The sequence below is a fragment of the Bilifractor sp. LCP21S3_F8 genome (genome assembly GCF_052117805.1).
In the GTDB taxonomy this organism is placed as follows: Bacteria; Bacillota; Clostridia; order Lachnospirales; family Lachnospiraceae; genus Bilifractor.
On sequence record NZ_JBQKIK010000001.1, the window covers coordinates 173,887 to 188,159 of the forward strand.

The following is a 14,273-nucleotide window of genomic DNA, read 5'->3' on the forward strand; positions in this document are numbered from 1 at the left end:
CGGAAAGGGGGAAAGGAGGATGCCAAAGTCAAATAACCCTGCACGAGAAAAAGCCCGGAAGCTATATGCGAACGAGAATAGAACTCTGAAGGAAATCGCCCAAGCTCTGGGAGTTGCCGAGGGAACAGTGAGGAGCTGGAAAAACCGTGACAAGTGGGATTCTCCGAACCCTGACCGTAATGTAAAAAAAAACGAACGCAACGTTGCAGAGGAAAAGCGCAACGCAACACCTCAAAAAGGTGCAACGTTGCAGAAGAAAAAGCGAGGCAGACCTACCAAGGCAGAGGCTGAAGCGAAAGCCGAAGAAGCCAAGAAGCCAAAACCTAGAGGACGGCCTCATAAGGGGAACACATTCGCAGTTGGCCATAAGCATGTGCAGCCGAAAGGCAACACATACGCTCTGAAGCATGGAGCCTACTCCCTGGCTAAATGGGGAGTGCTCGATGATGAGGAAGAAGCCTTCTTGGATGATATTCCTGATGACACGGAGACACAGCTAATTCAAGAGATCCAGATGTACACCATACGGGAACGCAGAATCATGAAGGCCATCAACAGATACCGCGATGGAAAGCCTGTTGCCATGTCCACGATGACAAGATCTGAGACCAAGAGATCATTCCAAAACAAAGAGGATGAGGAGAGTTACTATCGAGAAATTCAGAAGCGGATTGAAAACGGGGAACGTCTACCGGGCGAAGCATATCAGCTACAAACCACTACCGAAAACGCAGATAACTTGATACTACGGCTTGAAAAGGAGCTCTCTACAGTTCAGCGAAATAAGAATGCCGCGATCGATTCCCTCCGTGAGTACCGCAAAGAACGGGAGGAGGCTGAAGGAGGTAAGGGCAATGACATGGTTAGAGCTTGGATTGATGCCGTGAAGAAGTCGAGAGAGGAGGAGAACGGTGATTCTTGACGATGACATTCTCGAATTTCTCGATGAGTCAATTCCCATGTGGCAGTATGACCCGGAGCGATTCTTCCGGGAAGTGCTGGATTTCCATCCGGATCCCTGGCAGCTGGAAGCAGCAAATGCCCTGGCTTCTAGCCCTAAGGTCAGCATTAAGTCTGGACAGGGTGTCGGAAAGACTGGCCTTGAGGCTGCGGCGTTTCTCTGGTTCATCACCTGCTATCCGTATCCGAGAGTCGTAGCTACTGCTCCAACGAAGCAACAGCTGCATGATGTGCTGTGGTCTGAGATATCTAAGTGGATGTCAAGGTCTCCACTGCTTCAGATGCTGCTCCGATGGACTAAGACCTATGTTTACATGATAGGCGAGGAACGACGATGGTTCGGAGTTGCCAGAACAGCAACGAAGCCTGAGAACATGCAGGGATTCCATGAAGACAACATGCTTTTCATCGTGGATGAGGCTTCCGGCGTTGCAGATCCAATCATGGAAGCAATACTCGGTACCTTATCTGGTGAGAACAACAAGCTTCTCCTCTGCGGAAACCCTACCAAGTCCAGCGGAACCTTCTACGATTCCTTCACCAGGGACAAAGGGCTGTATAAGAACCTCACAGTTTCATCTGAGGATAGCCCGAGAACCAACAAGGAGAATATCAAGTCACTGATAGCAAAGTATGGATACGACAGCAACGTCGTAAGAGTACGAATCAGAGGCCTGTTTCCAAAACAGGATGATGATGTATTCATCGGAATCGACATGTTGGAAGCGTGTTGTTCAAAACTCTATGAGCTACCGGATGACAAGCGGTCTCCACTGGTCATATTCGGAGTCGATGTAGCCCGCTTCGGAGACGATGAGACAATCATATATCTCAATGATCGAGGCAAATGCAAACTAGCAGGGAGTCACAGAGGACAGGATCTTATGAAGACCGTAGGAGAAATCGTGCGGCTTTACAACAGATTCGTGTCTGACGAGCTATCAAAGCAGCGTGCAGCGAGAGAAGACGGAGAAGATTACGAGCCGTATCGAGGCAGGATATATGTCCAGATCGACGATACCGGCCTTGGAGGCGGAGTTACCGACAGACTGAAAGAGGTCAAGATCGAGCAGAAGCTGACGCAGATGATGATTATCCCTATCAATGCGGCAGAAAAGATCGAGACGGACACCCTGGACGGTAAGGAAGCTGCCAAGTATTACAACAATCTGACAACCCACATGTGGGCTACCGTAAGAGATCTTCTGAAGGAGAAGGATATCCAGATTGATGATGACGATGTGCTGCTCGCAGAGATGTCCAGCCGGAAGTACCGTACAGCTAGCAATGGAAAGCTTGAGCTGGAAAGTAAAGACGATATGAAGAAGCGTGGACTTGACTCTCCTGACCGTGGAGATGCGCTGGCACTGGCCTGCTATCTTGGGAAGATCAAGAAGCATACAGGATCTGCTCCGAGCGTAGAAGCAGTCAATACCCTTCATAAGTCGAGCTACTGGACGAAGAACAAGAAACGATAACAAGTAACTGGCGGGACTTAAAGGTCCTGCTTTTTTAATTGCCAAAGAAAGGAGGTGGAAGGCAATGAGTGAGATTGGCCGTATAGGTCAGAACCGATACGGAGGAATAATTCGAGAGGAGTTTCTTCCGGAGCTTCAAGGCCTTAACGGTATCAGGACTTACCGGGAAATGGCAGATAACGATGACACCATAGGAGCAATCCTATTCGCCATCAAGATGCTTATCCGGCACGCTACATGGTCAGTAGAGCCGAATGGAGATTCTCAGATTGACCATGATGCCGCCGAGTTTGTTGAGTCCTGTATGGACGATATGAGCCAGACCTGGACGGATTTCATTTCCGAATGTCTGAGCTTCCTCACCTATGGATGGAGTCTGCATGAGATCGTCTATAAGCGTCGAATGGGGAAGACAAGGAATCCGGAGACAAATAGCCACTACTCAGACGGCTTGATTGGATGGCAGAAGCTTCCGATTCGTGCACAGGAGACGCTTTATCAGTGGGAATTTGATGACCGTGATAACCTGGTAGGCATGACACAGCAGCCGCCTCCTGATTATGGGACATACACCATCCCAATGACAAAAGCATTGCTATTCCGGACGGAGTCCAATAAGGACAACCCGGAAGGAAGGTCAATCCTCAGAAACGCCTACCGAAGCTGGTACTTCAAGAGAAGGATACAGGAGATTGAGGCAGTAGGAATCGAGCGAGACCTTGCCGGCTTTCCTGTAATAAACGCTCCGGAAGGGGTTGATGTATGGAATGCGAATGACCCGGATATGGTGCAGATTAATTCAGCTCTCACGTCGATGGTTAAGAACATCCGACGAGACGAGTATGAAGGCTTGGTATTACCTTTCGGTTATCAGTTCCAGCTTGTAAGCACTGGAGGCGCACGGCAGTTTGATACCAATTCCATCATTGAGCGGTACGACACCAGGATTGCCATGACAGTGCTTGCAGACTTCCTGATGCTTGGTCATCAGCAGGTCGGATCTTTTGCCCTGTCTTCGGACAAGACGGAGATGTTCGGAACAGCCATCGGAGCATTCCTCGATATCATCTGCGAAGTATTCAACAACAAGGCAATCCCGGCCTTGATCGATATAAATGGTCAGCACTTCGATGGAATCACCGATTATCCGCAAATGAAGCACGGAGAAGTCGAGGATGTCGATGTCAAGGAACTGGCAGAGTTCATCAACACCATGGTTGGCGCAGGAATCATTGTTCCAGATGCAGATCTGGAGGATTACGTCAGAGATCTGGCAAAGCTGCCTGATCGGGCAGAGACCCCGCAGAGCACACCGGATGATAAACGTACTCCGAGAGAGGAGGAAAGCGATGAGCCGGATGATCCAGAGCCAACCGATGCAGAGGTTGAAGAAGCGAAGAAGCGTCTTGGGAGGTGAGGAAGATGTGGAAATACATTGTCCCACGCACCAAACTTGCCAAGGCAACCGGAGCGCATGCGGTACTACTGAAGCTGTTGGATGATTTCGTCAATCAAAATGAAACGGAGCCAATTCGTGTCCTTGTACGCACCTGGAAGGATCAGGCTCTTGTTCTGACCTATCAGCAGATTAGAACATGGATAGATTCCGGGGACGTCTCACAGGCCGATTTAGAGGCATGGAGAGGCGATTACATGAAGGCACTCGGCGAAAAGCTGAAGCCTATATGGATGAAAGCAGCGTCTGCTCCAGTGGTTCCGGATAACCCAAACTTCAAGTGGATATCCGACAGCGAATGGGAGTACAGCCCTCAAAAGGGAGGTATGGACCGATGGCTCAGAGATCACACGGCAAAGCTGGTTACCAAAATCAACGATCAACAGCAACAGGCTTTGAAAGATGTAATTGCATATGGGAAGCTCCAGAAGATGGGGGCAGATGAGCTGTCAAAATACCTCAGGCCACTGGTAGGGCTAAATAGCCCGCAGGCTATGGCAAATGCAAAGTATTACCAGACTATGAAGGCAAAGCTGGCAGAGGAACATCCGAGGATGAAGCCGGAGAACATCGAGAAGAAAGCCCGGCATATGGCTCAGATGTATGGAGAGAAGCAGCATCGTGATCGGGCAAAAATGATTGCCCAGACAGAGCTTGTGAACGTCTATAATTCGGGAAGCCATTATGCCATCATGCAGGCGATAAGTGACGGGTATATCGATGCTGTTACAAAGACCTGGGTGACAGCGAGATCTGATCGTGTATGTGCCGGTTGCGCTGCGCTTGAAGGCGTAACTATTCCGGTGGACGATTATTTTGCATTCAGAGGCATAAGGGTTTTATATCCTACGGCACATCCGAGATGCAAATGCGTTGTGGAATACAATATCAATGAACAAAAGAAGGAGAATTACGACACGTCAAATTATTACATGTCAAAAGCTAAGATTGATGACTATCTACTAAAGCCGGGTGCCAAGCATTCCAAAGAACTTTTTGATCTGGGATATTCAAAAGATGACAGTATTGCTCTTAACCATGAGATTAATGCCAAATTCCCATTAGTAAATAATGTAGAATACGTGTATAATAAAGATGGCTCATATAAATTCAGCAAATTTATGGAACTCGGGATAACTCAAAGTAAGACATTTAGAACTGTATGGCTGCAAGAACCTGGATCAGATAAACCTCGTTTTGTCACAGCATATCGTTTTACCCAAAAGAAATGAAGGTGAAAAGATTGCATAAACTTTATGATATTGTAAAGATAAAACGTAATAATTTGACTGGTACCATCGTTGACGTAGGTGTTCGCGGTGGAAAAAGGATTTATGTTGTTGAAAGCGACTCGGAGGGAGAGCGAACAGACGCAGATTATGGAGGACAATGGCCTCTCTATGATTGTACTGACGATGATATTACAACAAATTAAAACCGTCCGCCTTATTGCGGACGGTTTTTTTATGCCATAACTACGGAGGGAAGGATGAAAAGCTTTGATGATCTTATTTCCTTCAAGGAACCGGAACCGGTGATGAAGGAAAAGAAAACAAAGCTGTCAGGAAAGTTCAAGATCCAGAAGTCGGACGATGACAAGAGACTGGCCTTTGGTTGGGCTAACGTCACGGTATCGGTAGACGGTGAGGAACTGGTTGACTGGCAGGAAGACATGATCGACCCGGAAGACCTCGAAAAGGCAGCCTATAACTTCGTACTGAAGTTCCGGGCAGGCGGGGAGATGCACAAGAAAGAGAAGAAGAACAGGGCTGTACTAGTAGAGTCCATTGTTTTTACCGAGGAAAAACAGAAAGCCCTTGGAATCCCCGAGGGAACACTTCCTATCGGGTGGTGGATCGGCTTCTATGTCCCAGATGATGATCTGTGGGCGAAGGTCAAGGATGGCACCTACACCATGTTCTCAATCGAAGGCAAGGCCCACCGTGTAGAGGTAGACGAGGACGGAAACGAAGTCACAGAGGAGGAATCCGAAGATGGCGAAGAAACACAGTGATATAGCATTCGGCAGGTTCTGCACCTGCCGTTTTCTATATAAAAATTTCAGTGAAAGGAGGTAGACAGGACAGTGGCCCACAAGTTGAAAGATTTGGAAATTACAAACGTAGATTTCGTGGATGAGGGAGCAAACAAGGGAGCGGACATCCTCATCACCAAGAACAGGGACGGGAAATCCGGACTGCGGAGAGCATGGGAGACCATTGCGAAAGCCCTTGGCCTGGTGGATGAAACCGATGGCAGGGAATCTGTCGAAAAGAGTGCTCATACCTTTGAGGAGATGACAGCCGTCGCGTCACTTGAAAAGATCGATGACGAGATGCGGGAAATGACTCGAGCAGTCAGAGAATCACTCTGGTCCATCCTCACAGACACTGAAATCGCAGATGATGACCGGCTCGGTCTGATGGAGCAGAGCATCGACCAGTTTACGGCGGCGGCGAAAGCGGCGTCAGCCAAATGGGCATCAGGAAAGCTGAGCAATATCAGCAAGGTAAAGGATGGCGATGCCGTCCAGAAGAATGAGTCGAAAGGAGACATTGAAGACATGATCAAGATTGATAAGTCCAAGATGAGCGAGGAAGAGCGCAAGGCTTATGAGGCGCTTATCGAAAAGTTCAAGGTCGAAGTTCCGGAAGAGGACGAAGTGACCAAGGCAACTGGCACGGATAAGACTTCTAAGGTTGATCCTGGTGAAAACGAGGAAGAGGTCGAGGAAGAAAAGCCGGCAAAGACTAAGAAGGCAGACAAGACCTGCAAGAGCAAGGAAGAGCCTGCTGAAGAGGATGTTTACAAAGGTCTGAATCCTGCGGTTAAGGCTGAGCTCGAATCACTGAAGAAGTTCAAGGATGATATCGAGACCCAGCAGCTCACCGAGGTAGCCAAGAAGTACGAAGTCCTCGGCAAGAAGCCTGAGGACCTGGTTCCGACTCTGAAGAGTCTTAAGGCTGCCGGTGGAACCGCATACAGCGACATGATCGCAGTCCTCGATTCCGCAGTTCAGATGACTGAGCAGAGCGGCATGTTCTCTGAGATCGGCAAGTCCAGTCACGGGTCTGCTCCTGCTCACGTGGCAAAGAGTGCCGCAGAAGGAAAGATTGAGACCATCGCAAAGGGATTCATGGAGAAGGATCCGAACCTCGGCTATACCCAGGCTGTGGCCAAGGCATGGGCAGAGAATCCGGATATCTATGACGAGTATGAGTCCGAAAGCCACCAGTAAGAAAGGAGAATAAGCAATGGCAAACTTCAATGGAGTACAGATTAACCAGTCCGTAACCATCACAGAGATTGCCGGCGCAGATGTGACGGACATCCGCAACCTGATCGTCAAGTATGACGAGAACGGTGCTGTTGTTCCCGCTACTGCCGGTACTGATATCCCTGTAGGTATCGCTATCATCGAGGCTGGATATAATGATGCATCCGGTCTCGAGTCTGGAAAGGTAACCGAGGGAGACGATGTTGATATCCAGGTCAAGGATATCGGCTACGTCCTTGCCGGAGGCACCATCAAGAAGGGCGCTGAGGTTACCGCTGACAAGGACGGCAAGGCTGTAGCAGCTGCCGCAGGCAACTATGTCCTTGGCATTGCCCTTTCCAATGCAGCCGCTGGCTCTTACGTCCGCGTACAGATCCAGAAGTATCAGAAGAACGCCTGAGAATAGGAGGTCATAAGAATGGCAAGAAATACTGCTGCGGGCATTTCCGCAGAAATCGCTAAGGGGCTGTTCAAGCCACACACCGCTCTTACTAACATGGCTCTGGCATACTACCAGAACCCTGCGAATTACTTCGCAAAGAGCATTTTCCCGATCTGCAATGTAGATCTGTCTTCTGACAACTACTACGTTTTTAACAAGGAGGATCTGCTCCGTGACAACTGGAATCGGAAGCCTGCTTATGGCAAGGTTGATCCCGCTCCGGTATCCGAACACATGGAGAGCTATTCCTGCCGTGTTGATCAGATGATCATGGGCATTGACCAGATCCGTCAGACCGATCTCAGCAGACGCCAGGGACCGGCTACTATGGATCCGGCACGCCAGAGAGTCAGAACTATCGCCGAGCAGGCAAACATTCATCAGGATCGCATCTTTGCTGACCACTACTTCAAAGCAGGAGTATGGAACAATGAGTTCTCCGGAGTTGACACTACCACAGCGTCTGGGAAGAACTTCATTAAGTTCTCCAATGGTAACTCCGATCCCATCAAATTCATTGATGACCGGAAGACCGAGATGCAGGAGAGCACCGGTAGGACTCCGAACCGACTGGCACTTGGAGCCAACGTATTTAAGGCACTGAAGAACCATGCAGGAATCCTTGAGAGAGTTAAGTATGGAGGAACCACTGCAAACCCGGCATCCGTAACCATGAACGTACTGGCACAGCTGTTCGGCGTAGACCAGGTGGTTGTACTTAACTCCATCATGAACAAAGCTGAGGCTGGTGCAGCTGCAAATATGCAGTTCATCGGTGATCCGGATGCGTTCCTTCTGGCATATGCGACTGACGCACCTTCCATTGAAGAGCCTTCCGCAGGCTACATCTTCACATGGGATATGCTCGGTGATGGCCAGACCCTCCCGATCATCAAGTATCTTGGTGAGAACGGTACTCATACTGAGTTTATCGAAGGACTGATGGCATCTGATCAGAAGGTAGTAGCTAACGACCTTGGAATGTTCTTCAAATCCGCAGTCTAAGGCATAGAAAGGAGCAGACATGAGACTTTTTGCAAAGACGCCCTGCTCCTTCGGGGGAAAGAAATACTTCATCGGTCAGGAAATCCCGGCCGGTGAAGTTATCGACCCTGAGGCACAGCAGAAGATGGGAGTTGTTTCCATTGCATCTGATGATGGTACTCCGGCTGCTTTGATTCCAAACGTGGGAGAGGTCAAGTTCAAGGTGCCTGTCTCGAATGGCTCTGAGACCTCCGTAATTGACCTTACAGAGGCGGAACTGGCACAGGCCGTGGGAATAATGCAGGAGGATGTAAAGACTGCTGTAGGCGAAATTAAAGAGGCTGAGAGCGAATCCGTGCTTATCTTCGTAAATGCACTCGACAGTCGTAAGTCTGTAGTGGATGCGACAGCGAAAAGGGCAGAGGAGCTTGCCGGGGAGGTAAAGGCCGATGCGGCGGGTGACCGCTGATGATGACCTATGAGTATGACCCGTCGAAGCTCACCGAGAACGGAAAAGACCTGATGCGGTTCCAGCTTGGAGACACTATGGTGGAAGGAAAGCAGGATACCTGTGCTCTCTGTGACGAAGAATACAATGCCTGCCTGGCAATGTATCCGGATTCATGGAAACGGGCGAAGCTGGCCTGCCTTGAAACCATCTTCCGAAGATTTTCCTACGAGGTCAACACCACAGACGGACCCGTGAACCTGTCATATGGCGAGCGGGCGAAGCTGTGGAAGGAAGAGTATGCCAAGTTGAAAGCAGAGCTGGATGCTGCGAATGTCTCTCCCGAGGCAATCGCAAAGAACGGATGCGACACGCATAGAGATCCTTACTTCCGTCTCGGGATGATGAGCAGAGACCATGCGGGAGAGGTTCCGAAAGGAGGCCGGTAATGTACGATAACCCGGTAAGAGGCATGTACCGAAGGCCGGGAAACCTGTACAAGGAGTTCCGGCTGATGAAAGAGTGCACAAGGCTCTCAGATACAGGCATACCTGTGAAACACTATGAGGACACCGGTAAGGTTTTTCGTGGAATTCTGGCACAGGCTAACACGGATCAGGAACAGCGCCACATGCACCTGTGGGATTCTGATCAGCATTCATTGACACACACCATCGTGGCAAGAGGCAAGGCCGTCTGCAAGAAGGGAGATATGCTGGCTGGAAACAACCAGCTTTTTTATATTCTCCTGGTGCAGGATGTCGGCCAACTCGGTGCCACGACGATTTACTACGTGGAAGAAAGGAATGATGTGAAATGAGTCCGGAAGCAGGAGCTGCACAGCTTGGAATTGATGTAGCCAGTGGTATACAGGAGATCAATCAGGCAGTCATGTCCAGAGCCTACAAGGTGCAGAATGCGTTAAGGAATGCAGAGATTGAGGTACTTACATCCGGGAGCTATCCGCCTGCATCTGCCCCGGGTGAAGTCCCGCATATGAGATCCGGCAATCTAAGGAATCTGTGGACATTCGGCGTAAGAGGAGGGAGCGGAAATATCACTGTTTTCGGCGAACCTGGAGTTAATTATGCCGGATATCTCGAAGAAGGGACAAGGAAGATGGCTGCCAGGCCGTTTGTGGACAAGATCATTGAACGTACAGAGAAGGATATAGACGGGATCTTCGCGGACTTGTAGGAGGTGACCCATGTTAGTAACGAACGACGAAACGCCTCACTTCAACCTCGATGAGGTAAAGCGAGGAACGCTGATCTGGGCAAAGCACAGCTCATGGTCAGATGCAGAGATGGGATTTGTTACGAGTGCTTCAAAGGATGAGATTGCGGTACAGTATCCGCCGAGAATCCAGAACGTGACGAATCACTTCTTCATCCCTGCGCAAGAAGCGGCTGCTGGCCAGTGGGAAATCCGGTATACAAACGACATGGTTACCGTTTCGAAGTATCCGGAGGTGAAGGCAGATGAATCTTAAACAGCTGATCTATAAGCGGCTGGTTGAGAATGATGATCTGACTGGAAGACTGGCTAAGTTTTATGATGGACCGGCAGTATTTGACACCGAGGCACCCTCTGACCAAGACGAGGGATGGGGCGGAAAGACCCAGTATCCGAGATGTGATTACATCATCGATACGCAGGCAAATGAGGAGCGTTCATCCGTAGGCACATTAAGTATCACGGTCTACACGGAACGCACCTCTATGGTCATTTTAGCGCTGTCTGCGGCCATCAAAGACACCTTCCGGGACATTCTTCTGAACCCAGAAGGAACTGACGGGCCGTACTCCTTCGCCTGGGCGAGGACTGACGGCTTTACGCTTCCGGGAACGAATATCATAGGACAGACAACGCAGTTCGATATCGTTGAGTATCCGAACCAGGAGACAACAGATCCCGATCCGCAGGTTACACTGTCGAGATACCTGAAGGAGTTGTACCCAGAGGCAATCATCATAGGAATAGACCGTATCGGAGATATGGTTCTTTCAAAAGACGCTCCGATCATTTATACGGAAGTCCAAAGGCTTGTCATGTCAACTGGGCATAATCTTCACACAATAACCTGGCTTGACTGTCAGATGTCTGTGCATGTCTTGTGCCCGGTCAAAGCGGACAACCTAAAGATGTGCGCAGCCATTGAGCAGAAGCTTTCCATGGAAGGAGAACTGTTAATGACGGATGGGTCTCTAATGAGAATCAACGGGGTACAGTTCGACCGGAAAGCCGACTACCTTAGGATCGGACAGATTACCGTATTCACGCATTACGGTGTAGTTAAGACCACTCCAAAGCCGCACACAATCCAATCTATCAATATCAACCAGTAGATGGAGGTAAAAAATGAACGATGATACTAAGCAGGTTAATCCTGCAAAGGAAGCTCCTAAGGCTGAGCCGGTACGCGTCATCAAAGCACCGGACGAGGAGCCTCTTTATTCCCTTGAGGAGCTGGAAGAGGCTGCCAAGACACGTTTCCACACGATGCCGGAGGTAGTGTATACGGCGCTCAAGCTGGAAGGCCTTAAGGCTGCAACAATTTCTAACACTGAGAAACTGGTGAAAGAGTTTCTGGAAAGAGAGGTAAAGTAAATGGCAGGAACATTCATGAAGGGGGAAACAAAGGTCCGCCCTGGTGCTTACTTCCGTGTAGAGAAGGCCGGTACCGATGCAGTCGCCGGAGCAGATGATGGAGTGGTATGCGCTATCTTCGCAGCTGATTTCGGCCCGTTAGGTGCGGCAAAGACCCTTACGGGCACCGATAACTACCAGAATTTTTATGGCAACGGCGGAAACACCGATATGCTGAGAGAGATCTATGCAGCTTCTCCCAAGAAGGTAATCTGCATCCGTCTTGGCGATGGAGGAACAGCTGCAAAGGCTGAGGTTGCCGCAGCAACAGGAACCGTAACCCTGACCGCAAAGTATGCAGGAAGCAAGAAATTCACCTATTCCGTAAAAACCAAGGCTGCAGATTCCACCAAGAAGACCGTAGCGATCTATGCTGACGGATCCGTGTTTGAATCTCATGACTTCGCAGTCGGAGATAATGAGGTTGACGAGTTTGTAGCTGCATTCAAGGATTCTGAGAACTTCGCAGCATCCAAGGGAACGGCAACCGGAAAGATAACTGAGACCACTTCTACTGCTTTCACAGCCGGCGAAGATCCGAAAATCACCAACGCCGATTATTCTAACGCCTTCAGCATCGCCGAGAAGTTCCGCTTCAACGGTATCTGCGTTGATTCCAACGACAATGCGGTGCATCTGCTTCTCTCTGCATTCCTCGACAGGATTTACAACGTTGGCCAGATGGCTGTCTGCTTCGTTGCGCAGGATCCTTCCGAGACTCTGGCAGACAGGGAGGCTGCGGCAGCTGCCTTCAACAGCGAAAAGGTCCACTATGTGCTTAATGCGCATGTTAAGGAGTCAGAGGCGGAACTGAAGGGATATCTCCTGGCCGCCAGGATCACCGCCGAGTACGCAGTGACACCTTCCAGCCAGTCCATGACTCACAAGGTCATCAGCGGATGGACAGAACTCCTTGAGCCGCTGACTCCCACACAGATGACGGAGGCAGAGACCGAGGGATGCCTGGTTCTCTCCACGAATGCAGCTGGCCAGGTATGGATTGACTATGCAATCAACACTCTGGTTACCCCGAAGGATGACCAGGACGCCGGGTGGAAGAAGACCCGCAGAACCAAGACCAGATTCGAGCTCATGACCAGATGCAACGATCAGGCTGATTCCATGATCGGAAAGGTGAATAACGATGCGAACGGCCGTGCTACCGTTGTAGCTCAGCTCCAGACCATCGTTAACAGCATGATTTCCGAAGGGAAGCTGGTTGCAGGAACTGTTTCCGAGGATACCAATTCAGTATCCGATGGGGACTATGCATACTTCGTGATCGATGTCGTAGACCTTGATTCTATCGAGCATTTATATCTCACCTATCGGTTCCGGTTCAGCTCTATCGTCTAAGAAAAGGAGGTACGTATAAATGGCTATCAATAACAGGGCATCATCTGATGCTAGAAACGCACGTACTGGCAAGGACGCCGCCGTCTATGACGGTGACGGAAACATGCTGTACTCCGTAGATACATTCCAGTCGAAGGTATCCTACAATAACGCAAAGTATTCACCCCTCGGTGACCCGCAGGAGCATGAGACTTCCAACACCTATGGCATCACTATCACATACTCCGAAATCGTGATCGAGGATGCCGATAACTTCAAGACGCTGATCGACGCCATGCATTCTGGCGTAACTCCGCAGCTGGTGTTCCAGGGGGTCCTTAGTGGCCTCAATGGTTCAGAAGAGCGGGTAGTATATCGTGACTGCATTCCATCTGGCGATATCGATCTCCAGAACTTCGAGAACGGAGATGTCATTAAGAGGAGCTGGTCGTTGTACTGCAATGGCAAGCCAGACCTTCAGAAGACACTTTCCATCTGACCACCTTTCCCAATCAATAATGCACAGGGGCGCATGACCGGCGCCCCTTTTTTCTTATAGGAGGATAAGAAATGGCAACACTGAAGAAGACTATCACCGACACCGAAAAGGCTCCGGAAGTAGTAGACGAGGAGTTTACCGAGCAGGAGACACAGGATCAGGAGAAAACCAAACTCCGCACCAATGAGAATGACTTCATTGCCGGAATGCTTCAGGCAGCTGAGGACAGAACTGAAGTCACGAAGCTCTTTGAAGTAATCCGGAATGGCCATAAATATTTCGAATTCCACCTGCATGCGCTATCTGATGAAGAGGCCCGTCAGTGCAGAAAGAAGTACACCAAGTTCGTGCGTAACCGGTCGATTGGCGTCAAGTTCGAGGACTCTGTTGATCAGGCGAAGTTCCGGAGCTCTCTGATCTATCATGCCACCACGGAAGAAGACAGGGCGAACCTCTGGGACAACAAGAAGCTGTGGAGCGGTCTCCAGATGAAAGGGTACCAGATCGTAACTGCTCTGGATGTTATTGAGGCAGTGCTTAATGGTGGAGAGAAGGACCGTGCCCTGGAGATGGTAAACGAACTTTCGGGGTACAACACGGACGACGCTGATGAGGCTGATCTTTACCGCGAAGAAACAGCAAAAAAATGATTCGTGCCGGCGGAAGGGTGACTCTTCTTCACCAGATCTTCCAACGGACCGGATTAACCCCAACTGAGGTATATTCCAGGTCACCATGGGAGCGT

18 protein-coding genes are annotated in these 14,273 nt (G+C 49.8%); all 18 read left to right on the forward strand.

Annotation, left to right across the window (positions count from 1 at the left end):
• Positions 1-19 precede the first annotated feature (19 nt).
• The 18 genes from ACTQ3A_RS00870 to ACTQ3A_RS00955 all read left to right on the forward strand — a co-directional run bounded on the left by ACTQ3A_RS00870 (position 20) and on the right by ACTQ3A_RS00955 (position 14,178).
• Positions 20-922, forward strand: coding sequence for a DUF1804 family protein (locus ACTQ3A_RS00870; protein ID WP_441494359.1), 903 nt, complete (start codon positions 20-22; stop codon positions 920-922).
• A complete protein-coding gene (locus tag ACTQ3A_RS00875; RefSeq protein ID WP_441494360.1) occupies positions 912-2,438 on the forward strand; it encodes a DEAD/DEAH box helicase family protein in 1,527 nt (508 codons plus the stop codon). The genes ACTQ3A_RS00870 and ACTQ3A_RS00875 overlap by 11 nt, the downstream gene beginning before the upstream one ends.
• A 64-nt stretch (positions 2,439-2,502) precedes the next feature.
• On the forward strand, positions 2,503-3,855 hold the full coding sequence (locus tag ACTQ3A_RS00880) for a phage portal protein family protein (RefSeq protein WP_441494361.1): 1,353 nt from the start codon (positions 2,503-2,505) through the stop codon (positions 3,853-3,855).
• 5 nt (positions 3,856-3,860) lie between these two features.
• Positions 3,861-5,126 (forward strand): phage minor head protein, encoded by a 1,266-nt coding sequence (locus ACTQ3A_RS00885; RefSeq protein WP_441494362.1) that lies wholly within the window; start codon positions 3,861-3,863, stop codon positions 5,124-5,126.
• Between the two features lie 257 nt (positions 5,127-5,383).
• Positions 5,384-5,908: an XkdF-like putative serine protease domain-containing protein gene (locus tag ACTQ3A_RS00890; protein WP_441494363.1), complete on the forward strand. Its 525-nt coding sequence runs from the start codon at positions 5,384-5,386 to the stop codon at positions 5,906-5,908.
• An 84-nt stretch (positions 5,909-5,992) separates the two neighbouring features.
• Positions 5,993-7,132, forward strand: coding sequence for a hypothetical protein (locus tag ACTQ3A_RS00895; RefSeq protein WP_441495220.1), 1,140 nt, complete (start codon positions 5,993-5,995; stop codon positions 7,130-7,132).
• Positions 7,133-7,148: 16 nt separating this feature from the next.
• On the forward strand, positions 7,149-7,571 hold the full coding sequence (locus ACTQ3A_RS00900; RefSeq protein WP_441494365.1) for a structural cement protein Gp24: 423 nt from the start codon (positions 7,149-7,151) through the stop codon (positions 7,569-7,571).
• Between the two features lie 18 nt (positions 7,572-7,589).
• Positions 7,590-8,618 (forward strand): hypothetical protein, encoded by a 1,029-nt coding sequence (locus ACTQ3A_RS00905; protein ID WP_441494366.1) that lies wholly within the window; start codon positions 7,590-7,592, stop codon positions 8,616-8,618.
• 19 nt (positions 8,619-8,637) lie between these two features.
• The gene (locus tag ACTQ3A_RS00910; protein ID WP_441494367.1) at positions 8,638-9,066 is read left to right on the forward strand and encodes a hypothetical protein; all 429 of its coding nucleotides are present in this window, start codon (positions 8,638-8,640) and stop codon (positions 9,064-9,066) included.
• Positions 9,066-9,494: a hypothetical protein gene (locus ACTQ3A_RS00915; RefSeq protein WP_441494368.1), complete on the forward strand. Its 429-nt coding sequence runs from the start codon at positions 9,066-9,068 to the stop codon at positions 9,492-9,494. Before ACTQ3A_RS00910 ends, ACTQ3A_RS00915 begins: the two co-directional genes overlap by 1 nt.
• Complete coding sequence (locus ACTQ3A_RS00920) at positions 9,494-9,865, forward strand: hypothetical protein (RefSeq protein ID WP_441494369.1); 372 nt, start codon at positions 9,494-9,496, stop codon at positions 9,863-9,865. The genes ACTQ3A_RS00915 and ACTQ3A_RS00920 overlap by 1 nt, the downstream gene beginning before the upstream one ends.
• Positions 9,862-10,242 (forward strand): hypothetical protein, encoded by a 381-nt coding sequence (locus ACTQ3A_RS00925; protein ID WP_441494370.1) that lies wholly within the window; start codon positions 9,862-9,864, stop codon positions 10,240-10,242. The genes ACTQ3A_RS00920 and ACTQ3A_RS00925 overlap by 4 nt, the downstream gene beginning before the upstream one ends.
• Positions 10,243-10,252: 10 nt before the next feature.
• Entirely contained in the window at positions 10,253-10,537 is a 285-nt protein-coding gene (locus ACTQ3A_RS00930) for a DUF5026 domain-containing protein (RefSeq protein WP_441494371.1), read from the forward strand.
• Complete coding sequence (locus ACTQ3A_RS00935; RefSeq protein ID WP_441494372.1) at positions 10,527-11,393, forward strand: hypothetical protein; 867 nt, start codon at positions 10,527-10,529, stop codon at positions 11,391-11,393. The genes ACTQ3A_RS00930 and ACTQ3A_RS00935 overlap by 11 nt, the downstream gene beginning before the upstream one ends.
• 13 nt (positions 11,394-11,406) lie before the next feature.
• Complete coding sequence (locus tag ACTQ3A_RS00940; RefSeq protein WP_441494373.1) at positions 11,407-11,655, forward strand: hypothetical protein; 249 nt, start codon at positions 11,407-11,409, stop codon at positions 11,653-11,655.
• On the forward strand, positions 11,656-13,050 hold the full coding sequence (locus ACTQ3A_RS00945) for a phage tail sheath subtilisin-like domain-containing protein (RefSeq protein ID WP_441494374.1): 1,395 nt from the start codon (positions 11,656-11,658) through the stop codon (positions 13,048-13,050). It abuts the gene before it with no gap.
• 19 nt (positions 13,051-13,069) lie between these two features.
• Positions 13,070-13,528 carry a phage tail tube protein gene (locus tag ACTQ3A_RS00950; protein WP_441494375.1) on the forward strand — a complete coding sequence of 153 codons (459 nt, stop codon included), beginning with the start codon at positions 13,070-13,072 and terminating at the stop codon, positions 13,526-13,528.
• Positions 13,529-13,599: 71 nt separating this feature from the next.
• Entirely contained in the window at positions 13,600-14,178 is a 579-nt protein-coding gene (locus ACTQ3A_RS00955; RefSeq protein ID WP_441494376.1) for a phage tail assembly chaperone, read from the forward strand.
• Positions 14,179-14,273: the final 95 nt, after the last annotated feature.